General features: G+C 74.1%; 17 protein-coding genes. 7 read left to right on the top strand and 10 right to left on the bottom strand.

Translation table 11 applies throughout. The features are described 5' to 3' along the window. Positions 1 to 31: 31 nt before the first annotated feature. Positions 32 to 622, bottom strand: coding sequence for a TetR/AcrR family transcriptional regulator (locus K304_RS0125290; protein ID WP_037791992.1), 591 nt, complete (start codon positions 620 to 622; stop codon positions 32 to 34). Positions 623 to 750: 128 nt separating this feature from the next. Here K304_RS0125290 and K304_RS0125285 point away from each other — a divergent pair, with 128 nt between their 5' ends. The 4 genes from K304_RS0125285 (at position 751) to K304_RS0125270 (ending at position 4,896) form a co-directional block, all read left to right on the top strand. Further along, positions 751 to 1,710, top strand: a complete 960-nt coding sequence (locus K304_RS0125285; RefSeq protein WP_027765981.1) for a tetratricopeptide repeat protein — start codon at positions 751 to 753, stop codon at positions 1,708 to 1,710. Positions 1,711 to 2,298: 588 nt separating this feature from the next. After that, positions 2,299 to 2,910 carry a DUF6230 family protein gene (locus tag K304_RS0125280; protein ID WP_027765980.1) on the top strand — a complete coding sequence of 204 codons (612 nt, stop codon included), beginning with the start codon at positions 2,299 to 2,301 and terminating at the stop codon, positions 2,908 to 2,910. A 92-nt stretch (positions 2,911 to 3,002) separates the two neighbouring features. After that, complete coding sequence (locus K304_RS0125275; protein ID WP_027765979.1) at positions 3,003 to 3,581, top strand: DUF6114 domain-containing protein; 579 nt, start codon at positions 3,003 to 3,005, stop codon at positions 3,579 to 3,581. Positions 3,582 to 3,693: 112 nt separating this feature from the next. Next, the gene (locus tag K304_RS0125270) at positions 3,694 to 4,896 is read left to right on the top strand and encodes a toprim domain-containing protein (protein ID WP_078529717.1); all 1,203 of its coding nucleotides are present in this window, start codon (positions 3,694 to 3,696) and stop codon (positions 4,894 to 4,896) included. 90 nt (positions 4,897 to 4,986) lie between these two features. Here the strand turns inward: K304_RS0125270 and pyk are convergent, their stop codons facing one another. The 3 genes from pyk to pta all read right to left on the bottom strand — a co-directional run bounded on the left by pyk (position 4,987) and on the right by pta (position 9,912). After that, a complete protein-coding gene (gene pyk, locus K304_RS0125265) occupies positions 4,987 to 6,423 on the bottom strand; it encodes a pyruvate kinase (protein WP_027765977.1) in 1,437 nt (478 codons plus the stop codon). A 73-nt stretch (positions 6,424 to 6,496) separates the two neighbouring features. Then, a complete protein-coding gene (locus K304_RS0125260; protein WP_051308839.1) occupies positions 6,497 to 7,759 on the bottom strand; it encodes an acetate kinase in 1,263 nt (420 codons plus the stop codon). Beyond that, positions 7,756 to 9,912 carry a phosphate acetyltransferase gene (gene pta, locus K304_RS0125255; protein WP_027765975.1) on the bottom strand — a complete coding sequence of 719 codons (2,157 nt, stop codon included), beginning with the start codon at positions 9,910 to 9,912 and terminating at the stop codon, positions 7,756 to 7,758. Before pta ends, K304_RS0125260 begins: the two co-directional genes overlap by 4 nt. 264 nt (positions 9,913 to 10,176) lie before the next feature. Here pta and K304_RS0125250 point away from each other — a divergent pair, with 264 nt between their 5' ends. The 3 genes from K304_RS0125250 (at position 10,177) to K304_RS0125240 (ending at position 12,459) form a co-directional block, all read left to right on the top strand. Further along, positions 10,177 to 11,202: an ATP-dependent 6-phosphofructokinase gene (locus K304_RS0125250; protein ID WP_027765974.1), complete on the top strand. Its 1,026-nt coding sequence runs from the start codon at positions 10,177 to 10,179 to the stop codon at positions 11,200 to 11,202. 73 nt (positions 11,203 to 11,275) lie between these two features. Next, complete coding sequence (gene paaI, locus K304_RS0125245; protein WP_027765973.1) at positions 11,276 to 11,686, top strand: hydroxyphenylacetyl-CoA thioesterase PaaI; 411 nt, start codon at positions 11,276 to 11,278, stop codon at positions 11,684 to 11,686. A gap of 2 nt (positions 11,687 to 11,688) precedes the next feature. After that, on the top strand, positions 11,689 to 12,459 hold the full coding sequence (locus K304_RS0125240; RefSeq protein ID WP_027765972.1) for an SDR family oxidoreductase: 771 nt from the start codon (positions 11,689 to 11,691) through the stop codon (positions 12,457 to 12,459). A gap of 28 nt (positions 12,460 to 12,487) precedes the next feature. On the opposite strand, the gene K304_RS0125235 is transcribed toward K304_RS0125240, so the two are convergent. From K304_RS0125235 to K304_RS31280, 6 genes are all read right to left on the bottom strand, one after another. Then, positions 12,488 to 12,901 (bottom strand): hypothetical protein, encoded by a 414-nt coding sequence (locus K304_RS0125235; RefSeq protein WP_027765971.1) that lies wholly within the window; start codon positions 12,899 to 12,901, stop codon positions 12,488 to 12,490. Positions 12,902 to 12,908: 7 nt separating this feature from the next. Next, positions 12,909 to 13,628, bottom strand: coding sequence for a helix-turn-helix domain-containing protein (locus K304_RS0125230; protein WP_037792087.1), 720 nt, complete (start codon positions 13,626 to 13,628; stop codon positions 12,909 to 12,911). A gap of 101 nt (positions 13,629 to 13,729) precedes the next feature. Then, positions 13,730 to 13,942, bottom strand: a complete 213-nt coding sequence (locus K304_RS0125225) for an MbtH family NRPS accessory protein (RefSeq protein WP_027765969.1) — start codon at positions 13,940 to 13,942, stop codon at positions 13,730 to 13,732. A 95-nt stretch (positions 13,943 to 14,037) separates the two neighbouring features. Beyond that, positions 14,038 to 15,330: an MFS transporter gene (locus tag K304_RS0125220; protein WP_027765968.1), complete on the bottom strand. Its 1,293-nt coding sequence runs from the start codon at positions 15,328 to 15,330 to the stop codon at positions 14,038 to 14,040. Beyond that, positions 15,327 to 23,450 carry a non-ribosomal peptide synthetase gene (locus tag K304_RS31285; RefSeq protein WP_037791989.1) on the bottom strand — a complete coding sequence of 2,708 codons (8,124 nt, stop codon included), beginning with the start codon at positions 23,448 to 23,450 and terminating at the stop codon, positions 15,327 to 15,329. The genes K304_RS0125220 and K304_RS31285 overlap by 4 nt, the downstream gene beginning before the upstream one ends. Next, on the bottom strand, positions 23,447 to 26,071 hold the full coding sequence (locus K304_RS31280; RefSeq protein ID WP_051308838.1) for an amino acid adenylation domain-containing protein: 2,625 nt from the start codon (positions 26,069 to 26,071) through the stop codon (positions 23,447 to 23,449). The genes K304_RS31285 and K304_RS31280 overlap by 4 nt, the downstream gene beginning before the upstream one ends. Positions 26,072 to 26,074: the final 3 nt, after the last annotated feature.

Below are 26,074 nucleotides of genomic sequence, written 5' to 3'. Positions count from 1 at the left end.
GGTCGTCCGGGCCGCCGGGTCGGCCGAACGCTCAGCCCGCCGCGCCGAGACCGCCGATCAGCAGCCGGGAGAAGGTGGACGCCCAGTCGGCGTCCACCTTCTCCGCGCTGACCAGTGCCCGGTGCACCACCGCGCCCGCGATCACGTCGAAGACCAGGTCGACGTGGCGGGCGGCGGACTCCTCGTCCTGGTCCGGCGGGAGTTCGCCGCGCCGCTGCGCGCGTTCCCGGCCCTCCAGCACCAGGCGCTTCTGCCGGTCCACGACCGCGGTGCGGATGCGGGCGCGCAGCGCCGGGTCGCGGGTGGACTCGGCGACCACGGCCATCAGCGCGGTCTGCGTCTCCGGCCGCTCCAGCAGCCGTGCGAAGGACAGGACGACGCCCTCGACATCGGCCTCCAGGCTGCCCCGGTCCGGGAGTTCGAGCGTGTCGAAGAGCACCGCGACCGCGTCCACGACCAGCTCGTTCTTGCCCGGCCAGCGCCGGTAGAGCGTCGTCTTGGCGACGCCGGCGCGGGCCGCGACGTCGCCCATCGTCAGCTTCGACCAGCCGAGTTCGACCAGCGCGGCCCGGGTGGCGTCGAGGATCGCGCCGTCGGCGGCGGTGCTGCGGGGTCGTGCCATGCCGGGCAGCGTAGCGGGACGCCGTTCCGGGGCTCCGTGTTACGCTACGACTCGTATCGAAACAATCGTCCTCGCCGGACTGCGGGGACCGGGCGACGAACCGTGCGCGGAGGGGGGAGACTGGTCCCATGCAGCCACGCAACATGTCCATCAGCGGAGCGGTCGACCTCGCCGCGGTCAAGGCGGCGGGGGAAGCCCGGCAGAAGGCCGAACACGCGCGCGCCCAGGCCGCCGAAGGCGGCGGCGCGCCCGCGCCCGCCGGTCTCGTCATCGACGTCGACGAGGCGGGATTCGAGAACGAGGTCCTCCAGCGGTCCGCCGAGGTCCCGGTCGTCATCGACTTCTGGGCCGAGTGGTGCGGGCCGTGCAAGCAGCTCGGTCCGCTGCTGGAGCGCGTCGTCGAGGAGTACGCCGGCCGGCTGCTGCTCGCCAAGATCGACGTCGACCAGAACCAGATGCTCTTCCAGCAGTTCGGCGTCCAGGGCATTCCCGCGGTCTTCGCGGTGGTCGCCGGGCAGGCGCTGCCGCTCTTCCAGGGAGCCGCCCCCGAGCAGCAGGTCCGGGAGACGCTGGACCAGCTCGTGCAGGTCGCCGAGCAGCGCTTCGGCATCACCGGCCTCCAGGGTGCTCCCGAGGGCGAGCAGGCCCCCGAGCCCGAGGAGCCGCAGGTGCCGGAGGACCCGGCGCTGGCGGCCGCGCACGACGCGCTGGACGCCGGTGATCTGGCCGGCGCCGTCCAGGCCTACCGCAACGTGCTCGCCGACGACCCGGCCAGTACCGAGGCGAAGCTCGGTCTGGCGCAGGCCGAACTCCTGGGCCGTGTGCAGGGCCTGGACGCCCAGCAGGTGCGCAAGGAGGCGGCCGGGAATCCGGCGGACGTCGCCGCCCAGCTCCGTGCCGCGGACCTGGACCTGGTCGGCGGTCACGTCGAGGACGCCTTCGGGCGTCTGGTCGAGACGGTGCAGCGGACCGCCGGCGAGGACCGGGAGGCCGCGCGCCTGCGACTGCTGGAGCTGTTCGAGGTGATCGGCGCGGACGACCCGCGTGTGGTCACCGCCCGTAGTGCCCTGGCACGCGTACTGTTCTGAACAGGCGGAAGAGCAAGATCCGGTAGACGTTGATTTAGCGACACGGCGGCCGCACTTTGCCAAAACTTGGCAATTGCGGCCGCCGTTACTCGCAGTAAGCCACCCCGCCGGTTTCGGGATGTCATGTCCGACTAATCCCCGTGTTGCGGATCCGGTGTCCGACACGGGCTGTCGCCGCTCTAGGCTGAGCTGCCCCGCTTCGGACACCCGATCGTTACTCGCAAGTAACGAACCCCTTGTGTGTCGGCCGCAGATGCACCACGATCGGCCACGCTCGGTCCGTTCTCCCGTAGTCCCGGCACCATCCGGGTATCGGTGTTGACGGGTCCCCACCGAGTGGACCGGTGAGCACGATCGCCGGTCGCGGACAGGGGGGTCTCTGCCACAACGGCAGGGCCTGTCCGAGTGCGGGTTGCGCGAGAGCGTGGCCAGTGGTTGTCGCTCGGGGGTGATCGCCGGCAGTTCGGGAGTGACATGCTCGCGTCCCCAGGTGACGGCGCTCTCCTTCCCGAGGACGTAGCACTTCTCCCATCCCGTGCGGGACCGCAGGCCCGCATCGGAGATGTACGTCCGAGAAGGAGGAAAGTCATGGAGTCCCTGGCTCGTGGCGGGACCAGATGGAAGCGGTTCGCCGTCGTCATGGTCCCGAGCGTTGCCGCAACGGCAGCGATAGGTGTCGCCCTCTCCCAGGGTGCGCTCGCGGCCTCGTTCAGCGTTTCCGGCCAGCAGTTCAAGCTGACGGCCGAGCGCATCGAGGCCGAGGGCTTCACCCAGTACGGCGCGGTGGACAGCACCGCGAAGGGTGTCAAGCCGGTCACCGTCGTCGGTATGAACAGCGCCGACATCAAGGGCCTGTGCCAGTCCGTCGTCGTCCCGGTCCCCGGGTTCGGCGACGTGTCGATGGTGCTGGGTGCCGGCGACAAGGACCCGGTCGTCGCGAAGAAGCTGTACGTCGACGCCGACGTCCTGTCCGCCAACGCCACGTTCAAGAACATCGACATCGGCGTCTCGGTGGACGACACCACGAAGGGCCCCGGTCCGAACAAGGGCGACAAGTACCTGCCGGGCTCCTTCGCCCAGCAGGCCGAGAGCGCCGTGCTGACCGACGTCAAGCAGCGTGCCTGGGCGACGACGGCAGGAACCTTCAAGCTCAGTGGTCTCAAGATGTCCGTGAAGACGGGCAAGCACGAGTGCTACTGAGGCACTGACCGTACGGGCGCGGGTGCGCTTTCCGCGCCCGTACGGATGCTCCACCCCGCAATACCTGTGCCAGTCCCCGAGGAGCTGTACCTATGAGCGCCGACACGCATGCGCGAGAGGCGGACCGGTTCGCCCGGATGCGCCGGAATTTCCGGGTGTGGCGCGGACAGCGCCCGTTCTGGGGCGGGATGCTGACGCTGCTGGCCGGCATCCCCATCATGTACGTCCCCTACCAGAACCTGACCCTGGGATCGCTCACCATCCGCATGTCCACCACGGCGGGTGCCGGCTCACTGATCATCGGCATCCTGCTGGTGGTCCTCGGGATCACCATGTGGTTCCAGCCGCACTCCCGGGTGTTCGCCGGAGTGGCGGCGATCCTGCTGGCTCTGGTCTCTCTGGTCGTCTCCAACTTCGGTGCCTTCCTGATCGGTTTCCTGCTGGGGCTGGTCGGCGGTGCCCTCTGCCTGTCCTGGGTGCCCGGCGAATCCGTACGGTCGTCGCCGCCCGAACCCGTCGAGTCGAAGGCGGACGACGCCGGTGACACGACGCACGTCCCCGCCCAGGGCACCGGCAGTGCCCTCGACGACCTGTCAGTCACTGGAACGCCCCCGTCCCCGACGGCGGGCGCGGACGCGAACAACGCGAACGGGAGGCACCGTGCCGGGTGACGAGCTGCACGAGGAGGCGACTGGAGCGGAGACTTCCGTTCCGGGCGCTCGCCGGGAAAGAACCGGCCCACGGCACGCGGCGCCCAGGAAGCCCTTCCTGACCCGGCTGAACGTGCCGGCGAGCAAGGCGGTGGCCATGGTGGCCATGCCGTCGGCCGTCCTGATGAGCATGGGCGTGACGCCGCAGCTGGCCTACGCCAAGCCGCTGCCCAAGAACCCCTTCAGCGACGGTCCCTGCGTCTCGCAGCAGGACCGCGCCGAGGAGGAGGCGGAGAAGGAGGCGGAGGACGCCGCGAAGGCCGAGGAGGAGCGCAAGCGGGCCGAGGCCGAGCGGAAGGCCGAGCAGGAGAAGGAGGACGCGGAGCAGGACGACGCGTCGGACTCCGGCTCGGATTCCGGCTCCGGTTCCGGTGACGACGCGGCCGGCGGCTCGTCCGGTTCGGGCGGCTCCGGCGGCTCCGCGGAGCCCGAGCCGAGCCCGTCCGAGGAGGACGGTTCCGGCGGCCTGCTGGGTGGCGTCGGCGACGCCCTCGGCGACCTTCTGGGCGGCGGCGACCGCGAGAAGAAGGCCGAGCCGGAGCCCACCCCCTCCGAGACCCCGGACGCGTCGCAGACCCCGGAGAAGGCGGAGAAGGACTCCTCCGACCCGGTCGGTGACGCCGTCGGCGAGGTCGGCGAGGGCGTCGAGGACACCGTCGGCAAGGTCGAGGAGGGCCTGGGCGACGTCACCGACGGCCTGTCCGGCTCGTCCGGCGACGATGCGTCCTCGGACGAGGCCGGCGACGGCGGGGCGACGGACGAGTCCGAGCTGCCGGTGGGCGAGGACGGCAAGAAGGTCTTCCCCTGCGTCGAGGAGGAGAAGGTCGCCGGCGAGGCGGAGCAGACGCCTGCCATGCTGCCCAACCAGCCGTGGACGCTGAAGGCCTCGTCGCTGACCATCCGCGGCCAGGACTACGAGGGCGTGTTCAACGTCCGCACCGCGGACGGCAGCACCAAGCAGGTCCTCAAGTTCACCGCCGACAGCGTCGACATCGGCGACCTGCACCAGATCGTGCAGGGGCAGGACGGCCTCCAGTACCACGTGAAGGCCGCGCCGGGCTCCACCTCCACGATCCGCGAGGGCCAGGTGACGCTCTACACCGAGCGTCTGGAGGGCAAGCTGTTCGGTCTGATCCCGATCACCTTCGACCCCGAGCACCCGCCGCCGCTCAACCTGCCGGACGTCTTCTTCACCGACGTGACGGTCCAGCAGGCCGGGCAGTTCGGCGGCACGCTGACCGTCCCCGGGCTGCACTCCACCATCACCGGCGGCTGACGCCGGCCGCGACGGCCAAGGGCCCCGTCTCCACCGCGCGGTGGAGACGGGGCCCTTGCGTTCCCGTCCTTCGCCCGTCCGGGAGACGGGTCAGACGGCGGTCTGCTCCGCGCCGCCGAGGTGGTGCACCCGGACCATGTTGGTGGTGCCCGGAACGCCGGGCGGCGAACCGGCCGTGATGATCATCTTGTCGCCGGCGTCGTACCGCTGGAGCTTCAGCAGCTCCGCGTCGACGAGTTCCACCATCTCGTCGGTGGTGTTGACGTGCGGGACGACGAAGGAGTCCACGCCCCAGCTCAGCGTCAGCTGGTTGCGGGTGGCGACCTCGGTGGTGAAGGCGAGGATCGGCTGCGCGGCGCGGTAGCGGCTCAGCCGCCGGGCCGTGTCACCCGACTTGGTGAACGCGATCAGCGTCTTGGCGTGCAGGAAGTCCGCGATCTCGCATGCCGCGCGGGCGACCGAACCGCCCTGCGTGCGCGGCTTCTTGCCCTTCACCAGCGGCTGGAGGCCGCGGCTGAGCAGCTCCTGCTCCGCCGCCTCGACGATCTTCGACATGGTCTTGACGGTCTCGATCGGGTACTGGCCGACCGAGGACTCCGCGGAGAGCATCACCGCGTCCGCGCCGTCCAGGATCGCGTTCGCCACGTCCGACGCCTCGGCGCGCGTGGGGCGCGAGTTGGTGATCATCGACTCCATCATCTGGGTCGCCACGATCACCGGCTTGGCGTTCCGTCGGCACAGTTCGATCAGTCGCTTCTGGACCATCGGCACCCGCTCCAGCGGGTACTCCACCGCGAGGTCGCCGCGTGCCACCATCACGCCGTCGAACGCGAGGACGACCTCCTCCATGTTCTCCACGGCCTGGGGCTTCTCGACCTTGGCGATGACCGGCACCCGGCGGCCGACCTCGTCCATCACCCGGTGCACGTCGCGCACGTCGGCGGCGTTCCGCACGAACGACAGCGCGACCATGTCGCAGCCCATCCGCAGCGCGAACTTCAGGTCGTCGACGTCCTTGTCCGACAGCGCCGGCACGTTCACGGCCGCGCCCGGCAGGTTGATGCCCTTGTGGTCGGAGATGACGCCGCCCTCGATGACGATGCAGCGCACCCGCGGCCCGTCGACCTCGACGACCTGGAGCGCCACGTTGCCGTCGTTGATCAGCACCGGGTCGCCCTTGGCCACGTCGCCCGGCAGGCCCTTGTACGTGGTGCCGCACTGCGACCTGTCACCGGCCACGTCCTCCGTGGTGATGGTGAACTCCTCGCCGCGCACCAGCTCCACCGGACCCTCGGCGAAGGTCTCCAGGCGGATCTTCGGCCCCTGGAGGTCGGCCAGCACGCCGACCGCCCGTCCCGCCTCGTCCGCGGCCTTCCGCAGCCGGTGGTAGCGCTCCTCGTGCTCCGGCTGGCTGCCGTGGCTCATGTTGAAGCGGGCCACGTTCATGCCGGCGTCGAGCAGCGTCTTCAGCTGCTCGTAGGAGTCGACGGCGGGGCCCAGAGTACAGACGATCTTGGAACGGCGCATGAGGACGATCCTATCGGTTTTGTTCAGAAGCGGAACGTACGGGGGTGAGCCTGCTCCGATACGGTTCTCCTCATCATGCCGCCTCCCCGGCGCCGACCAGTGCGTACGTCTGCCGGGCGATCTCCAGCTCCTCGTCCGTGGGGACCACGGCCACCGCGACCGGGGCACCCCCGGGCGAGATCAGCCGCGGCTCCCGGCCGCGTACCCCGTTGCGCCCCGGATCCACGGACAGCCCGAGCCCCTCCAGCCCCTCCAGAGCCGCCGCCCGCACCTCGGCCGCGTTCTCCCCGACGCCGGCCGTGAACGTCACCGCGTCCACCCGGCCGAGCACGGCGTAGTAGGCGCCCACGTACTTCTTCAGCCGGTGCGTGTACACCTCGAAGGCCAGCCGCGCCGCCTCGTCGCCCGCCTCGATCCGGCGGCGGATCTCCCGCATGTCGTTGTCGCCGCACAGCCCCGTCAGGCCGCTGCGGCGGTTGAGCAGCGTGTCGATCTCGTCCACCGACATGCCCGCCACCCGCGCCAGGTGGAAGATCACCGCCGGGTCGGTGTCGCCGCTGCGGGTGCCCATGACCAGGCCCTCCAGCGGCGTCAGCCCCATCGAGGTCTCCACGCAGACCCCGCCGCGCACCGCCGACGCCGAGGCGCCGTTGCCCAGGTGCAGCACTATCACGTTCACCTCGGACGGGTCCCTGCCCAGCAGCTCGGCGGTCCTGCGGGAGACGTACGCGTGCGAGGTGCCGTGGAAGCCGTAGCGGCGGATGCGGTGCGCGTCGGCGGTCTCCTTCTCGATCGCGTAGCGGGCCGCGGGCTCGGGGATCGTGGTGTGGAACGCGGTGTCGAAGACGGCCACCTGCGGCAGGTGCGGGCCGAGCGCCCGGGCGGTGCGGATGCCGGTGAGGTTCGCGGGGTTGTGCAGTGGCGCCAGCGGCACCAGGCGCTCGATCTCCGCCAGCACGGCGTCGTCGATCACCGTGGGCTCGGTGAAGCGGCGCCCGCCGTGCACCACGCGGTGGCCGATCGCCGCCAGCTCCGGCGAGTCCAGGCCCAGCCCGTCCGCCGCCAGCTCCTCCGCGACGGCCTTCAGCGCCGCCGCGTGGTCCGCGATGCGGCCCTCCCGGGTGCGCTCCCCGCCCTCCTGGCCGGCTCCGTCCCGCCCGGCGGGCGGGGTGTGCGCGAGCCGCGAGGTCTGCTCGCCGATCCGCTCCACCAGCCCGGACGCGAGCCGTCCGCCGCCCGCCATGTCCAGCAGCTGGTACTTCACGGACGAGGAGCCGGAGTTGAGTACCAGGACGCGCGTCGCCCCCGCGGGGGCCGTGGTGGGGGTGGCGCTCATGCCCGCGCCTCCTTCCCGGCGCGCGCACGGCCGGCGGCCGGAGCCCGTCCGGACTGCGCCTGGATCGCGGTGATGGCCACGGTGTTCACGATGTCGGAGACCAGCGCGCCGCGCGACAGGTCGTTGACCGGCTTGCGCAGCCCCTGGAGCACCGGTCCGACCGCCACCGCGCCGGCCGAACGCTGCACCGCCTTGTAGGTGTTGTTGCCGGTGTTCAGGTCCGGGAAGACCAGTACGGTCGCCCGCCCCGCCACCTCCGAGTCCGGCAGCTTGGTCGCCGCCACCGACGGCTCCACCGCCGCGTCGTACTGGATCGGCCCCTCGACCAGCAGGTCCGGCCGCCGCGACCGGACGAGTTCGGTGGCCCGCCGCACCTTGTCCACCTCCGCGCCCGCACCGGAGGTGCCGGTGGAGTACGACAGCATCGCGATCCGCGGCTCCACGCCGAACTGCGCCGCCGTGCCGGCCGACTGCACCGCGATGTCCGCGAGCTGCTCGGCGTCCGGGTCGGGGTTGACCGCGCAGTCGCCGTACGCCAGCACCCGGTCGGACAGGCACATGAAGAACACCGAGGAGACGATGCCCGCCTCCGCCTTCGTCTTGATCACCTCGAAGGCCGGCCGGATGGTCGCCGCCGTCGAGTGTGCCGCTCCCGAGACCATTCCGTCCGCCAGGCCCTCGCGCACCATCAGCGTCCCGAAGTAGGAGACGTCCGCCACCACGTCGTACGCCAGTTCGTACGTCACCCCGCGATGGGCACGGAGCTTCGCGTACAGCTCGGCGAACCGTTCGCGCAGCGGCGAGGTCTGCGGGTCGACGACGCGGGCGGTGGCCGCGGCTGTGTCCGGCAGTTCGTCGTCCTCCAGCAGCGGCAGGTCGATGCCCAGCTCCGCGGTGCGCCTGCGCACCGCCGTCGGGTCGCCGAGCAGCGTCAGGTCGCACACGTCCCGGCGCAGCAGGACCTCCGCGGCACGCAGCACCCGCTCCTCGGTGCCCTCCGGCAGCACGACCGCGCGGCGGTGCGCCCGGGCGCGTTCGATCAGCTCGTGCTCGAACATCATCGGCGTGACGCGGGCGCTGCGGACCACCGAGAGCCGCTCGGTGAGGCGCGGGGTGTCCACGTGCCTCTCGAACAGGCCCAGTGCGACCTCCGCCTTGCGCGGCGTGGCCGCCGTCAGCTTGCCCTGGAGCTCGAACAGCTCGGCCGCGGTGGGGAACGACCCGTGCGGCACGGCCAGCAGTGGCGTCCCCGGCGCCAGCCGCTCGGCCAGCGCCATCGTCTCCGGGCCGGGCCGCTCGGCGAGGGTGAGCAGCACGCCGGCGAGGGCGGGGGAGCCCGCGGAGTGCGCGGCCAGCGAGCCGATGATCAGATCGGCGCGGTCGCCCGGGGTGATGACCAGGCAGCCCTCGGTCAGTGCGGGCAGGAACGTCGGCAGGTGGGCGCCGCCGAACACGAAGTCCCGCACGTCGCGGGACAGCCCCGCCGGGTCCCCCAGCAGCACCTCGGCGCCCAGCGTGTCGCGCACCTGGGCCACCGTCGGCGCGGACAGCGCGGGCTCCTCCGGCAGCACGGACACGGGCACCGGCAGGTGCCCGGCCAGGGTGCGGGCGGCGTCCCGCGCCTCGGGGGCCTGCACCCGGTTCGCGATCATCGCGAGGATCTCGCAGCCCAGCGACGCGTACGCGTGGTGCGCGTTGCGCACCTCGGCGACCACCGACTCCCCGGTCTGGCCGTGGCCGCCGACGACCGGGAGCACGGCCGCGCCGAACTCGTTCGCCAGCCGCGCGTTCAGCGCCAGCTCGGCGGGCAGCCCGGTGTCGGCGAAGTCGGTGCCCAGTACGAGAACGGCCTCGTAGCCGGACGCCACCGCGTGGAAGCGGGCGACGAGCCGCGCCACCAGCTCGTCCGTGCCCCTCTCCGCCTGCAGTGCGGCCGCCTCGTCGTGTCCCAGGCCGACCACCGTGCCCGCCGGCTGGGTCAGCCGGTACCGGGCGCGCAGCAGGTCGAAGATCGGGTCCGGGCCGTCGTGCGCCAGCGGACGGAACACCCCGACCCGGTCCACGTGCCGGGTGAGCAGCTCCATCACCCCCAGCTCCACGACCTGACGGCCGTCCCCCCGTTCGACGCCGGTCACGTACACACTGCGCGTCACGCGTGCTCTCCCTCGTCGTCCGTGTCGTGCGCCTCGCGGCCGCGGTGGCGCGCGGAATCCTGCTCCTGACAGTGTTGCCGGGTGTTGATGGCGTTGACGGTAGCCGCACGGCCCGTCGCGCCGGTGCGTCACGGAGCGGCTACCGGACCGTATGCCGGACAGGGATGTGCCCCCTGCGTTCAACTCGTGAAACAATCCCACCGCCCAAGCACCCCGACGCTGCCACAGCCGCCAGCGTGATCCAGCGAGCAGGAAGCGAAGCTCATGCGCATCGGAGTCCTCACCGCGGGCGGCGACTGCCCCGGTCTGAACGCCGTGATCCGGTCCGTCGTCCACCGCGCCGTGGCCGACCGGGGCGACCAGGTCATCGGCTTCGAGGACGGCTTCAAGGGCCTCCTCGACGGCCGGTACCGCGAACTCGACCTGGAATCCGTCAGCGGCATCCTGGCGCGCGGCGGCACCATCCTCGGCTCCTCGCGGCTGGAACGCGCCCGGCTCGCCGAGGCGTGCGAGAACTCCGAGGAGCTCATCGCCCGCCTCGCGCTCGACGCCCTCGTCCCCATCGGCGGCGAGGGCACCCTCACCGCCGCGCGGATGCTCGCCGACGCGGGCCTGCCCGTGGTCGGCGTCCCCAAGACGATCGACAACGACATCTCCGCCACCGACCGCACCTTCGGCTTCGACACGGCGGTGGGCGTCGCCACCGAGGCCATGGACCGCCTCAAGACCACCGCCGAGTCGCACCAGCGCGTGATGGTCGTCGAGGTGATGGGCCGCCACGCGGGCTGGATCGCCCTGGAGGCCGGCATGGCCGCCGGCGCGCACGCCATCTGCGTCCCGGAGCGCCCCTTCGAGGTCGACGAACTCGCCAAGATGGTCGAAGAACGTTTCGCGCGCGGCAAGAAGTTCGCCCTCATCTGCGTCGCCGAGGGCGCGCACCCCGCCGAGGGCTCCATGCCGTACGAGAAGGGCGTCATCGACCAGTACGGCCACGAGCGCTTCGCCGGCATCGGCAACCGCCTCGCGATCGAACTGGAGCATCGCATCGGCAAGGAGGCCAAGCCGGTCATCCTCGGCCACGTGCAGCGCGGCGGCACCCCTACCGCGTACGACCGGGTGCTCGCCACCCGCTTCGGCTGGCACGCGGTGGAGGCCGCCCACCGCGGCGAGTTCGGCCGGATGACGGCGCTGCGCGGCACCGACATCGTGATGGTCCCGCTGGCCGACGGCGTCTCCGAACTCAAGCGCGTCCCGCAGCACCGCATGGACGAGACCGAAGCCGTCTTCTGACCCGCAGCCCGGTCCTCCGGCCCCCGGAGGACCGGCACGTCGTCGGGTGCCGGGCGGCGGTTACGATCGGCGGATGGGCGGAGAGCGGAACGCGGCGCACCGGATGTTCGAGGCGGACGACGCCTCGCGGCGGCTCGGGATGGAGTTGCTGGAGGCCGGGGACGGTGCCGCGCGGGTGCGGATGACCGTCACCGACTCCATGGTCAACGGGCACGGCATCGCGCACGGCGGGTTCGTGTTCACGCTCGCGGACACCGCGTTCGCCTGCGCCTGCAACAGCCACGGCCCGGTCACCGTCGCGGCGGGCGCGGACATCACGTTCACGACGTCCGCGAAGGAGGGTGACGTGCTCACCGCCGTCGCCACCGAACGCACCCGCTTCGGCCGCAGCGGCGTCTACGACGTCACCGTGCTGCGCGGTGACGAGGTGGTCGCCGAGTTCCGGGGCCGCAGCCGTACGATCCAGCGCACCACCGAGGGTTGATCATGACCGAGCACGTGCTCCCCACCGCCGTCGTCACCGGTGCCGGCAGCGGCATCGGCGCTGCGACCGCACGCCGGCTGGCCGCCGAGGGCCATCATGTGGTGCTGGCCGGGCGCCGCGCCGAGCGCATCGGGGCCGTGGCGCGCGAGATCGCCGACGCCGGCGGGAGCGCGGAGGCGCGTGCGCTGGACGTGACCGACCGGGCCGCCGTCCGCGCGTTCGCCGACGCCCTCGGCGACCGCCCGCTGACGCTGCTGGTCAACAACGCGGGCGGGGCGCTCGGCACCGAGCACGTCGACGCCACCGACCCGGACGACTGGCGCACCATGTACGAGGTCAACGTCCTGGGCACGCTGCACGTCACCCAGGCGCTGCTGCCCCGGCTGGAGGCCGCGGAGGGCACCGTGATCGTGCTGTCCTCGACGGCCGCGTTCGTCGCCTACGAGGGCGGGGGCGGCTACGCCGCGGCCAAGCACGGCGAGCACGCACTGGCCGCCACGCTGCGGCTGGAACTGTGCGGCCGCCCGGTGCGGGTGGTGGAGATCGCGCCGGGCATGGTGCGCACCGACGAGTTCGCGCTCAACCGGATGCGCGGCGACGCCGACCGGGCCGCCGCCGTGTACGACGGAGTGCCGGACCCGCTGACGGCGGAGGACGTCGCGGACACCATCGCGTGGACGGCCTCGCGGCCGCCGCACGTCAACGTCGACCTGCTCGTCGTGCGCCCCCGCGCCCAGGCCGCCCAGCACAAGGTGCACCGCGTCACCGGCTGACCCGTTCCCGCCCCGGAACCGGCCCGGGTCAGGGCCGGGCGTCCAGCCGGTGCCGCAGCGACCCGTCCGGGCCGTAGACGTCCAGCAGGTAGCCCTCCTGGAGCGGTACGCCCTCCTCGCGCGCCAGGAAGCCGGTGAGCGAGGTCTTCAGCTCCTGGAAGGTCGCGGCGTCGTGGTCGGTGCCGTGCGTCCGGACGACGACGAGCGGCACGTCGCCGGGTCCGTAGGCGACCTCGATGCCGTAGACGTCCGCGGGGCCGTCCGCTTCGTGGAAGCGGCCCGCCAGCCGGGCCGCCGCCTCCGGGGCGGCGGTCGTGGTGGAGGTCGGGCCGGCAGGCCGGGAGGACCGGTCGGAGGCCGACGGCTCGTTGGGACCGCAACCGGAGAGCAGGGTGACGGTCAGGAGGCAGGCCGGGCCCGCCGCGCGCAGTGTCCGGAGCATGTGGTCATCATCGCCGGTCTGTGCCGGTGACACCGGCGCGTTCCCAGAACCGCTCCAGAATGCCGTCGAGGAAGTCGGCGGAGAGGGTCGCGGAGTCGTCGCGGCGGCCGGAGCCGGCGCCGCCCCAGTGGAGCGAGCCGGCGGTCGCGGACTGGTAGGCGCGGTGCAGGTCGCGCAGCGCGTCCTCCAGGCGGCTCCGCTCCAGGGGCACCAGGTCGGCGACGCGTCCGGCGTAGGACTGCCAGCGCGTGGTGACGGCGGAGCGCAGCAGCTCGGCGAGGTGCGCGGAGCGGCCGGTGAGGTCCAGCGCCGCGTCCGGCGGGAGCCGCAGCGCGCGGGCGAGCGCCGCGGCCTGCCGGTCGTCGCCGTCCCAGTGCCCGGCCTGCTCCATCCGTTCGTAGACCGCCGGGTCCATGCCGATCAGCAGCGCCAGGTCGAAGACCGCCATGCCGGCCGCCATCCGGTGCTGCCGCAGCGTCTGCGGCTCGCCCAGCAGGTCGCCCGGCGCACACCACAACGCGCCCGCCAGCGCGGGGAGTTCGCCTTCGCCGGGGACGCCGTCGCCCTCCTCCCAGGCGAGGACCGTGTGCGGCGGGACGCGCAGCCCGAACGCCGCCCACATGCCGTGTGCGACGTGGGCGGGCGTCATTCCCAGCGCCTGGCGCAGGCGGCGGGCGGCGACCGCGTCGAACGAGCCGACCGGCCGGTACGGGCGGTTCTGTCGCATCCGTCCACCGTAGGAGCAGCCCGGCGCCCGGCCCATCGGTCGTTCCGCCGAACTGCCGCCGTGCGGCGTGTGCCTTCCTCCAGCGGCGCGTGACCGTTCGGTCAGGCCGTGCCGTCGAGCTGCCGGCGGAGTCCGAGCGGCCGCATGTCGGTCCACACCGCGTCGATGTGGCGCAGGCACTCCTCCCGGTCGCCGGTGGTGCCCTCGGCCCGCCACCCGGCCGGGAGGCCGCGGTCCGCGGGCCATACCGAGTACTGCTCCTCGTCGTTGAGAACCACCTGGTAGCCGCGGTGGTCCTGGGTGTCGTCGTCCATCGGTGCGCTCCTTCGTCGTCGAGGGGTGGCGGGCACGGCACGCCCGGCCGTTGCGGAGGCCGGAGCCGGAGCCGGAGTCGGAGTGGGGGGGGGGATCAGGTCGCGGCGGGCTCCGCCTGCGCCACGTCGGGCAGCTCGCGTTCCAGATGGCGCACGCGGGGCCGGGCGTAGGCGAGGGCGGCCACCACCAGCAGCAGCGGTCCGGCCAGCAGCAGGATCATGGCGATGCCCGCTCCCGTTCCGTCGGCCGTCCCCCAGGGGGCCGCCCCGGCCAGCGGGCCGCCGACGTGGAGCGCCAGCGGCCCCGCGAGACCGTAGGCCACCGGCTCGGCGGACCAGGCGATCATCCGCCGGACGGCGAAGACGCGTCCCTGGATCTCCGTCGGCGTCTTCCGCTGCCACAGGGTCGGCGTCACCGCGTTGGTCACGGCGTAGCCGCCGAGGATGCCGAAGAGGCCGAGGCCGAGCATCCACAGCGCCGGATGCGCACCCATGAGCAGCAGCAGGCACCCGTGCAGCAGGGTGACCGCGAAGACGGTGCGCACGAGCCCGCGGGGGAGCCGGACGAAGCTCAGCAGCGCGCTGACCACGATCATGCCCACGGCGCCGACCGCGTTCACCACGCCCAGCGCCGAAGGAGCGTGGGCGCCGAGGACGAGCGGCGCCACCAGGACCAGCGACATCTCCATCAGCAGGTTGTTGGCCGCGAAGAAAACCAGCAGCCCCAGCAGCCCGGGGCGCTGCCGGATGAAGCGCAGGCCCTCCGCCATCTCCTCGCCCAGCGCCCGGGGCCCGCGCCGGTCGCCGCCGGTGCGCGTCGGCGGCAGGGGCGGCAGCAGCCGGAAGGAGGCGAGTGTGGCGGTGCCGGCGAGGCCGAAGGTGGCCAGGTCGACCAGCAGCAGGCCCTCCAGGCCCACCACGCCGTACAGCGCTCCGGCCAGCAGGTCGCCGAGGACCAGTCCGCCCGCCTCCGCGAGCCCGACCCGCGCGTTGGCCTTGCTCAGGTCGTCCTTGCCGACGACCTGGGACACCAGGCTGGAGAAGGCGGGCCACTGGAACGCCTTGCACGCCGAGGCCGCGGCGACCAGCGGGTACAGGTGCCACAGTTCGAGCGCGCCGGCGGAGAGCAGCGCCAGGACGGCGAGCGGCAGCACGGCCGTTCCGAGGTCGCTGACCAGCATGACCCGCCGGCGGTCCCAGCGGTCCACCAGGACGCCCGCGAAGGGGAGCACGAGCAGGCCGGGCAGCGACCCCGCCATCACCAGGGTGGTGAACGCCGTCGGCGAGCCCGTCTCCAGGAACACCCAGACGCCCAGGCCGAAGACGGTCATCGCGGTGCCGATCATGGACGCCGCCTGACCGGCCCAGACCAGGTTGAAGACCCTCACCGGACGTCCTTCCCGTCGTGGCTCTCCGCCGGGGCCCCCGCACGCTCCGGTGCGCCGTCCAGGGCCTCCGCGACGGACTCGTCCAGCAGCGCGAGGAACCGCGCGAGCCGGCGGCGGAGCGGCTCCGTCTCGAACAGCGCGGTGCTGTACTCCAGCCAGCCGGAGACGCCCTCCGGGGTGTCGTAGCAACGCAGGTGGAGTTCGTAGCGGCAGGTGCCCCGGTCGAGCGACAGCGGCTCCGCCCGGAGGCCGTCGAGCCCGTGGGCGGCGGACGGCACGTTCTGCACCGCGAACATGGCCTGGCACAGCGGAGGGCGGCTCTCGTCGCCGCCCCCGTGCTCCTCCGCCGTCCTCTCGAACGGCAGGGCGCGGTGCTCCCACGCGGCCAGGAACGCCTCCCGGGCGCGTCCCAGTACGGTACGGAACCCGGGTGCGCCGCGCAGGTCCGCGGGCACCGGGACGATGCCCGCGAACGGGCCCGCCGCCGTCTCCGACTCCGGGTCGTTCCGGTTGGCGACCGGCACCGCCACCAGGAAGCGTTCCGCACCGGACAGTTCGCCCAGCCACCGCTGCACGGCGGCCAGCAGGACCATGAAGACCGTGCAGCCGGTGTCCTCCGCGAGCCGCCGGACGCCGGCGGCCACGCCGGGCGGCAGGGCGAAGTGCTCCACCGCACCCTCCAGCGACCACGCCGCGGGCCGCGGCAGGTCGCACGGCAGCGGGAGCGCCGTGGGCACGGCGCGCAGCAGCTCGGCCCGGTGACGCAGACTCTCCCGGGCGGCGGAGGAGGCGAGATACGCCCGCTCCGCCGCCGCGTGCGCCAGGAAGCCGCCCGCCGGGGGGAGTTCCGGGAGCCGGCCGGCGGCGAACGCGTTGTACAGCAGCGCCAGGTCGTTCTCCAGCACCGACAGCGTCCAGCCGTCGGCCACGATGTGGTGCACCGTCAGCCCCAGGACGTACGTGTCGGCGCCGCAGCGTACGAGCGTCGCGCGGACCGGGGGGCCCTGGGCCAGGTCGAAGGGCTCGCGCAGGTCGGCGGTGGCGGCCTCCTCGGCCGCCGCCACCGGCGCCGTCCGTCCGCGGGTGTCGTGCCGGCGTACGGGTATCAGCGCGGCCGGGGCCACCGTCTGCACCGGCCCGTTCCCCTCGTCGGCGAACCGGGTGCGCAGCGCGGCGTGACGGGCGGTCAGCGCGTCGAGGGCGCGGATCAGCGCCACCTCGTCCAGCGGGCCGTGCACCCGGGCGTGGAAGCCGATGTGGTAGGCGGCCGTGCCGGGTTCGCGCTGCTGGTGCCGCCAGACGAACTCCTGCCCCGCGGTGAGGGCGTACGGCCCCGTTTCCGGCGCGGCCGGGACGTGCTCGGCCGGGACGTGCTCGGCCGGGACGTGCTCGGCCGGGACGTGCGCGGAACGCGCGACGCCGGACGGCGCCGCCCCGGACGCGTCCAGCCAGGCGGCCAGCGCCGCCACCGTCCGCAGGTCCAGCACCTGCCGCAGGGGCACCGCACCGCCGTCCGCCGGACGCGGCAGCCGGGCCGCCAACTGCGCCGCGAGGAGGGAGTGTCCACCGCGCGCGAAGAAGTCGTCCTCCCGGCCGACGGGCCGCGCTCCGACGCGTTCGGCGCCCAGCACCTCGGTGAAGGCGGCGGCGACCGCACGCTCGGAGGCGGACCGTGGCGGACCGGCCGGGGCGGCGACCGGCTCGTCGGGAAGCGCCGCGACGGCCTTCCGGTCCAGTTTGCCGTTCGCGGTCCGCGGCAGTGCCGGCACCCGGCGGAAGGTCTCCGGCACCTGCTGTTCGGGCAGCAGGGCGAGAAGCCCGCTCCGCAGGGCATCCGGGTCGAGCGTGCCGGGTGCGACGCAGGCCAGCAGCCGGTCCGGTCGCCCGGTCGCCGCGCTCCGTACCGCGACGACGGCGGCTTCCGCGACGCCCGGCAGCGTACGCAGCACGCGTTCCACGGCAGCCGGTTCGACGCGCTGGCCGCGGATCTTCACCTGGTCGTCGTTGCGGCCCAGGAACGTGAGCGTGCCGTCGGCCTCCCTCCGTGCCAGGTCACCGGTCCGGTAGGCGCGTGCACCCGGCTCCCCGGAGAACGGTTCCGGCACGAAGCGGTCGGCGGTGAGTCCGGGCTGCCCGTGATACCCGTCGGCCAGCCGCGCCCCGCCGATCCAGACCTCACCGGGAACCCCGACCGGAGCGAGTTCGCCGTACGGGTCGACGACCCACAGCCGGGCACCGGCCACCGGAGGGCCGATCGGCACCGGCCCGGACGCGCCCTCCCCGGGCGGGACCGGCATGCAGGTGGTCGTCATGGTGCCCTCGGTGGGACCGTACTGGTCGACGACCGAGGGCCGCCCGGCGAAGGCCGCACCCGCCCGCGCGCAGTCGGCGGTGTCCAGGGGCTCTCCCGCGGTCAGCAGCAGCCGCAGCCGCGCGCCGGGCGGGGACCCGGCGGACCGCCGGGCCTCGGCGGTGGAGAGCAGCGCCCGCAACAGCGTGGGCACCACGCTCAGCAGGCAGGTCGCACCGTGCCGGTCGAGCGCCGTGACGAGCGCCTCCGGGTCGGCGGCCTGGTCGTCGTCCGGCAGCACCACCCGGGCTCCGGCCGTGAGCGGACCGAGCAGGTCGCGCACCGAGGCGTCGAAGGACAGCCCGGCGAGTTGCAGGACGGTGTCCTCCGTCCCGAGCCCGAAGCGGTCCCCGAGGTAGTCCCGCAGATACGCGGCGGCCGCGCCGTGCGAGGTCCGCACGCCCTTGGGGCGGCCGGTGGAGCCGGAGGTGTAGGCGAGGTAGGCGAGCGCTCCGGGCGGCACCTGCCCGGCCGTCTGCGGCACCGGCGCCTCCACGGCGTCGTCCGGGGAGTCACCGGCCGTGTCGTCTGCCGCGTCGTCGTCTCCCAGCACGAGGACCGGTGGTCCGGCGCCGTCGAAGGCGTCCGCCCAGGGACGGTCGGTGACCAGCAGTCCGGCGCCGCTGTCCGCCAGCAACTCCCGCAGGCGTCGCCGGGGATGCCGGGGGTCCACCGCCACGTACGCCGCTCCGGTCAGCAGCACGGCCAGCACGGCCACGGGCTGCTGCACGCCCCGCCCGAGGCCGAGGCCGACCAGCGAGCCGGGCCGTACGCCGTGCACTGCGAGCCGCCGTGCGAGGCGGCAGGCCCGTGTGCCCAGCCGCCGGTAGCTCAGCGCCTCCTCGCCGGACACGACGGCGGTCGCGTCGGGGGTCCGGGCGATCTGGTCGAGGATCAGGCCGTGCAGGGTGCCCGGCCGGCTCCGGTACGGCTCGGGCGTGCCGGGCGCCAGCGCCCGCCGTTCGCCGGGGGAGAGCAGGGACAGGGTGCCGAGCCGGGCCGAGGGCGCGGCCGTTCCCCGGTCGAGGAGCGTCAGCAGGTGTCCGGCCATCCGCGCGACGCGCCCGGGGTCGAGGACGTCGACCCGGTGGACGAGCCAGCCGGCCAGACCCTTCCGGTCGTCCTCCTCCAGGAACAGGGCGAGGTCCGCCTTCGCGTGGTCGGGGGTGAACGGCTCCGGCACGAGGCGGACGCCGTCGGCGAAGGGCAGGGAGCCGACCGTGACCGGGTCCATCGACACGCTGTGGCGGGCGAGTTCCCGGCCGTCGAGACCGGCCGCGTCCACCACCTCGTCGAACGGCAGCAGCCGGTGCTCCCAGGCGTCCAGCACGACGTCCCGGACCTCGCGCACCAGGCGGCGGAAGGTCCACTCCTCCCGGACGGGCAACCGCAGCGCCACCGTGTTGAGCAACAGGCCGACGACTCGGACCAGTTCGGGCCGTTCGCGGTCGGCCACCGGCAGAGTGAGCGTCACCTCGCCGGTGCCGCAGTGGCGGGCGAGCAGCGCCGCGTAGGCGGACAGCAGCACGACGAACGGCGTGCAGTGCTCCTGGTCGGCGAGTTCCCGTACCCGGGTGCACGGACCGTCGGGCAGCGTGAACCGGTGGGCCGACCCGGCGGAGCCCGCCCCTCCCGCGGACCGTGGGCGGTCCGCGGGGAGGTCCTGGCCGGACGCCCCGGTAAGGCGCGCGCGCCAGTGCGCCGCCTCCGCCGCCCGGACCTCGTCGCTCAGGGCGTGGCGCTGCCAGGCCGCGTAGTCCCCGGCACCGAGCGTCCTCTCCGCGGGCGGCGACGCGGAGCGCCCCCCGCCGCGGTAGGCGGCGGCCAGGTCCTCCATCAGGACGCGGGCCGACCAGCCGTCGGCGCTCACGTGGTGCACCGTCAGCGCCAGGACCGCCTCCTCGTCGGCGATCCGGACGACGGCCGCGCGGGCCAGCGGCCCCCGGCTCAGGTCGAACCGCGTGCCGCTCTCCTCGGCCAGGACCTCGTGCAGCGCGGCGGCACGGTCGGCGGCGCCGCGGTCCCGCAGGTCCACGGTGCGCAGCGGCAGTTCCACGGCGTCCGCGACCTCGCGGACGGGCCTGCCGTCGACGCCGGGGAAGGACGTGCGCAACGCCTCGTGCGCGCGGGGGAGCGCCCGCAGGGCGTCCCGCAGCGCGCTCAGGTCGACGGGACCGTGCAGGCGGCACACCACGGGCAGGTTGTAGGCCGGGTCGCCCGGATCGAGTTGGTCGGCGAACCAGATCCGCGCCTCGGCTGCGGAGACCTCCCGAGCCCCCGGGGGGCGGGGGACGACGCGGGTGCGGCCGGGAGGTTCCGCCGCAGGGCCGCCGGGGTCCCGGCGGTGATTCCCCGCGGCGCCGTCCTCGCCGTCGCCGCTGTCCTCGGGGGCGGTCGCGGCGTCCTCCGCTTCCGCGAGCCGTTCCGCGAAGGCGGCCACGGTCGGTGCCTCGAAGAGCAGCCGCAACGGCACCTGCCGGTCGAGCCGCTCCCGTACCGCGAAGACGGCCTGCACGGCGAGCAGGGAGTGGCCGCCCAGGTGGAAGAACCCGTCGTGGCGGCCGACTTCGCCGGTCGCGAGCCCCAGCGTCTCGGCCCAGATCGCGGCGAGGCGCCGCTCCACGTCGCCGGACGGCGGCTCGTGGGGCGCGTCGCCGGACAGCCGGCTCTCCCGCCCGGCCGCCGCCCCGCCACCCGGTCCCGTGCCGCCCCGGACGGTCTCCGGCGCCGGCAGGTTGCGGCGGTCCACCTTGCCGCTCGGCAACTGCGGGAAGGCGTCCAGGACGACGAAGGCCGCGGGCATCATGTAGGCGGGAAGTTTCCGGATCAGCGCGCCGCGCAGCTCCCGGGCGGTCGGTGCGGCGGCCGTGCCCGGCAGCACGTAGGCGACCAGTCGCGGCCCGTCGGGGCCGTCGTTGCGGGCGGTGACGACCGCCTGGTTCACCGACGGGTGCTCGGCGAGGACCGCCTCGATCTCGCCCAGCTCGATGCGGGTGCCCCGGATCTTCACCTGCCGGTCGGCGCGGCCCAGGTACTCCAGACCGCCGTCCTCCCGGCGCCGCACCAGGTCCCCGGTGCGGTACAGCCGGCCGCCGGGTGGCCCGAACGGGTCCGGCACGAAGTGGTCGGCGGTCAGCCCGGGCCGCCCCAGGTAGCCGCGGGCGAGCTGGACGCCGCCGACGTACAGCATGCCGGGCAGGCCGACCGGCTGCGGGTTCAGCTCGGCGTCCAGCACGTGGCAGCGGGTGTTGTCCACCGGGTGGCCGATCGCGATGCGCGGATCGGCGGGGAGGCAGCGGGCGGCGGTCACGTTGACGGCCGTCTCGGTCGGCCCGTACGCGTTGAACAGCTCGGCGTCGAGCGCGTCCAGGCAGCGGGCGGCAAGTTCCGGCGGCAGCGGTTCTCCGGCGCTCTTGACGACCCGCAGAGCGGGCAGTGGCACGTCTCCGCCGTGTTCGAGCAGGGCCGCGAGCATGGTCGGTACGAAGCGGACGTAGCCGACCCGTTCCTGGGCCATGACCGTGCGCAGGTACTCCGGGTCGCGGTGTCCCGCCGGGTCGGCGACGACCAGCCGCGCGCCGGAGGCCAGCGTGGCGAAGACCTCGACCACCGAGTCGTCGAAGGTGATGTTGGTCTTCAGCAGCACCGCTTCGCCCGGCCCGAGGCCGAACCGGTCGATCTGCCAGCGGATCTGGTTGTGCGCGGCCCGGTGGCCGACCATGACGCCCTTGGGGCGGCCGGTCGATCCGGAGGTGTAGAACACGTAGGCGAGCTGGTCGGGCAGGGCGCCGGGAAGGTCCCACACGCCGGGGCGGGCGGCGATCCGTTCGGCGTCCGCGTCGACGGCCACGGCCGTGCAGCCCGCTCGCCGCACCGCGCAGTCCGGCGGCGAGGCGTGCGCCGCGGTGGTCACCACCAGGCGGGCGCCGGCGTCCTGCAGGACGGAGGCGTTCCGTTCGGCGGGGTGCGCGGGGTCCAGCGGCAGATAGGGCGCACCGGCGCGCACCACCGCGACGATCGCGACGACCAGGTCGAAGGACCTCTCCAGCAGTACGCCGACCGGTTGCTCCGGCCCGGCGCCCTGCGCACGCAGGTGGTGGGCCAGCCGGTTCGCGCGCCGGTCGAAGTCCTGGTAGGTCAGGTGCGCGCCGTCCATGCTCAGGGCGATCGCGGCCCCGTCCGCCGCGGCCCGCTGCGCGATCATGGCGGCCAGGTCGACCGGCCCGGGGTGGTCGCGCACCGCTCCGGTGGCGTCCCGCAGCGCCGCCCGTAGCTCGCCCTCCGTCGCCAGGGCCGGGGCGCCGACGGCGAGGCCGGGCCGGGTGACGAGGGAACGGGCGAGCGCCAGGTAGTGCCCGAGCATGCGGGCGGCAGTCGCCTCGTCCCACAACTCCCGGTCGTACTCCAGCTCCAGCTCCCAGCCGCCGGGCTGCTCGCTCACCTCCAGCGTGAGGTCGAACTTCGCGGTGGCCGGGTCCTCGCGCGGCACCGGCCGCGCCCGGACGCCGCCCGTCTCCGCCGTGCCGGAGTCCGCGGTGTTCCACACGAACATCACCTGGAACAGCGGGGTGTGGGCGAGGCTCGGCTCGACGCCGACCTCCTCGACCACGTGGTGGAACGGCACGTCCTGGTGGGAGAAGGCCGTGGCGGCGTCCTCCCGTACCGCGTCCAGCAGTTCACGGAACGTCAGTCGCGGCCGGAAACCCGCCCGCAGCACCACGGTGTTGACGAACAGGCCGATCAACGGCCCCGCGTGGGCGGCGCCACGGCCGGCCACCGGCGTGCCGATCAGCACGTCCGGCTGTCCCGAGTAGCGGTGCAGCAGGGCGTGGAAGCAGGCCGCCAGCACCATGAACGGCGTCGCGGACGTGTCCCGGGCCAGCGCCCGTACGGCGGCGACCAGGTCCGGGTCCACCGCGGAGCGGACCACGCCGCCGGGACGGGTCGGTCGCCCCGGACGCGGGCGGTCTGCGGGCAGTTCGAGGGCGGGCGGTCGGTCGCCCAGCCGCGCCCGCCAGAAGTCGAGCTGGCGGCGGTAGGCGCCCGCGTCGAGGCGCCGGCGGAACCAGGCGGCGTGGTCGGCGTACCGGACCGGGGGCCCGGCGGGGTGGTCGCCCCGGCCGAGCTCGGCCGCGTAGCCCTCCAGCATCTCCCGCCGGAACACGTCCACCGACATCCCGTCGAAGGCGATGTGGTGCACGCTCAGCATCAACTCGTGGGCCGAGGCGCCCGTACGGACGAGCAGCGCCCGCCACACCGGCCCCCGGCGCAGGTCGAACGGCCGGTGGAACTCCGCGTCCCGCAGCGCGCGCAGAGCCGCCCCGGCCTCGGCGGCGGCGTCCCCGGGGCTCTCCCCGTCGGCTGCGAGGGTGGTGCGGCGGAGGACGAACGACGGTTCGTGCGGGACGAGCATCTCCCTGCCGTCCCGCCGGACGTACGTGCTGCGCAGCACCTCGTGCCGCCGCTCGATGCCGCGCAGCGCGCGTTCCAGGGCGTCCGGGTCCAGCGGGCCCTCCAGCCGGAGGCCGAAGCCCATGTGGTAAGCGGTGCCGTCCGGGTCGAGTTCCTGGAGGAACAGCATGCGTTCCTGTTGCGGCGCCGCGGGTACGGGGCCTTCGCCCCGGGAGAGCGTGCGGCGTTCGCGGCTGCGGCCCGCCCGCGCCAGCCGTTCCGCCAGCAGCGCCCGGGTGCGGTCCGCACGGTCCGGGCTCGGCCCTGTGCCCGGGTCGGGCCCGGTGTCCTGGTCGGGCCCGGGAAGGCTCGTGGTCACCGGTCCTCGCCCCCGCCGGCCTCGATCTGGGCGATCAGCGCCTTCTCGACGACGTCGGAGAAGGCGGAGAGCGTCTGGCTCTCCAGGAGTTCGAGCAGCGGGATCTCCACCTCCAGGTCGGCCTGGAGATGGGCCATCACCTGGGTGATGAGCAGCGAATGGCCACCGAGGTCGAAGAAGTTGTCCTCGGCGCCGATCTCGTCCACCTCGAGGACCTCGGCCCAGATCTCCGCGACCGCCTCCGCGACGGGGGTGCCCGGCGGCCGGTAGGGCGGGCGCCCGCCGTCCTCGGCCGTGGGCGAGGGCAGCGCGTCCCGGTCCAGCTTGCCGTTGGGGGTGACCGGCAGCGCGTCCAGCACCAGAACCCGCGCGGGCACCATGTGGGCGGGCACCCGGAGGGCGAGCGCGGCGCGCAGTTCGCCGGTGTCGAGCCGGGCACCGGGCCGCGGTACCGCGTACGCCACGAGGTGCGCGGCGGCGGCCTCGCCGTGCACCACGGCGACGGCGGACGCGACCCCGGGCAGGTCGGCGAGCGTGGTCTCGATCTCGCCCAGCTCCACGCGGAAGCCGCGGATCTTCACCTGGTGGTCCTGACGGCCGAGGAACTCGATCGTCCCGTCCGGCCCGAACCGGGCGCGGTCCCCGGTGCGGTACATCCGGCCGGGTTCCGCGGTGAACGGGTCGGGTACGAACTTGGCGGCGGTGAGCCGCGGGTCGCCCAGGTAACCCTCGGCGAGGCAGGCGCCGCCGATGTACAGGTCTCCGGGGGCGCCGACGGGGGACGGGTTCCGTGCGGCGTCCAGGACGTAGTAGCGGGCGTTGTCGATGGGCCGGCCGTACGGGATGCTCCGCCAGGCCGGGTCCACCCGGTCGACGCGGTGGTGGTTGGACCAGACGGCGGCTTCGGTGGCGCCGCCGAGCGCGACGATCTCGGGGCCGGCGAAGGCGGCCCGGACGGCGTCGGGCAGGGGCAGCGGTATCCAGTCGCCGCTGAGGAACACCAGGCGCAGCGAGTGCTCGGCCGCCGTGTCGCGCAGTGTCAGGAACGGCACCAGCTGCTGGAGCGCGGCGGGGGCGGAGTCCCAGAAGGTGACCGGTTCGTCGTCCAGGAGCGCCAGCAGCCGCTGCGGGTCGCGTACGTCCTCCTCGGCCGCCACGCGGATGCTGCCACCGGCGGCGAGCATTCCGAAGACGTCGTAGACGGACAGGTCGAAGCTCAGCGAGGCGACGAACAGCACCTGATCGTCCGGACCGACCCCGTAGGTGTCGTTGACCCACCGGATGAGGTTGACGACCGGCGCGTGCGTCATCAGCACGCCCTTGGGCGTGCCGGTCGAGCCCGAGGTGAAGATCGTGTACGCCGCGTCCTCGGGCCTGCACCGATCGGGCGCGGGGGAGTCCGGCGGCACGTCGGCCAGGGCCCAGCCGGTCGCGGGCCCGCCCGGCGCGGTCGCGGGGGCGGTCCCGTTCCCGCCGAGCCACAGCACCTCGCGCAGCTCCGGCAGATCCCGGCAGCGGTCCACCACCTCGGGCACCGCGTCGTGGTCGGTGAGCACCACCGGCGCGGCCAGGGCGCCGACCAGTTCGCGGAAGCGTTCCGCGGGCAGGTGCGGATCGACGGGGGCGTAGGCGGCCCCGGATTTGAGTACGCCCAGGAGCGCCACGACGGACCGCACCGTGCGGCGCAGGCTCAACGCGACCATGTCGCCGGTGCCCACACCGGCCGCCGCCAGGCGGGCCGCCAGCCGGTCGGCGGCCGCGTCCAGTTCCGCGTAGTCCAGGCGTTCCCCGCCCTGCACCACGGCGAGCGCGTGCGGGGTCCGGGCGGCCTGGGCCTCGAACAGTTCGTGCAGGCACCGGGCGGGGCCGCGTGCGGTGTCGGTCGCGTTCCACGCGTGCACCACCGTGTCGTACTCCTCCGGCGGCAGGACGAGGAGTTCGCCGAGCAGCGTTCCGGGGGAGGCGGCCGCGCCGGCCAGGGTGCCCGTCATCCGGTCCAGGTGGGCGAGCAGCCGGTGCGTGTGGTCGTCGGTCAGGGTGCCGGGGACGTGGTCGAGCAGCAGCCCCGGCTCCTCGTCGCCGAACCGGGCCGTGACGACGACGCCGTCCGGGCCGGACGGCGTCGCGGCCGGTCCGGTGCGGGCGCAGACGACCGAGGTCGCCAGGAGCGGCACGTCGCCGCGCAGGTCGGCGCAGGCGGCGAGCTGGTCGAGTGTCGGTCCGGCGTGCCGGCGGCCGGTCTCCTCCGCCTCCCGGACTGCTTCCAGGTAGGCGCCCACGCCCTGCTCCGGGCCGGTGTCCAGGCGTACCGGGACCGGTGTTCCGTCCGGGGCGCTGCCGGTGGTCACGCCGAACAGCACGTCCCGCTCGCCCGCGTGCGCCGCCAGCACCAGCCCCCAGGATGCGGTCACCAGCCGTTCGGCGGTCGTGCCGGCGGCCTCGGCCGCGCGGTCGAGCTCGGCGACCCGCGCGGGCGTCCAGGGCAGCGAGGTTCGGGCGCGGTCGTTGCCGGAGCCGGGCGCGTCCGGTGCCGGGAGGCGGGACCAGCCGCCGGGGGCGGTGGGCTGCGCGAAGCCGGCCAGTCTTTCCCGCCAGTGCCGCAGTGCTGTCTCCGATTCCACCGT

Source organism: Streptomyces sp. CNS606 (assembly GCF_000426325.1).
This window is presented reverse-complemented; position numbering and strand designations above follow the sequence as displayed.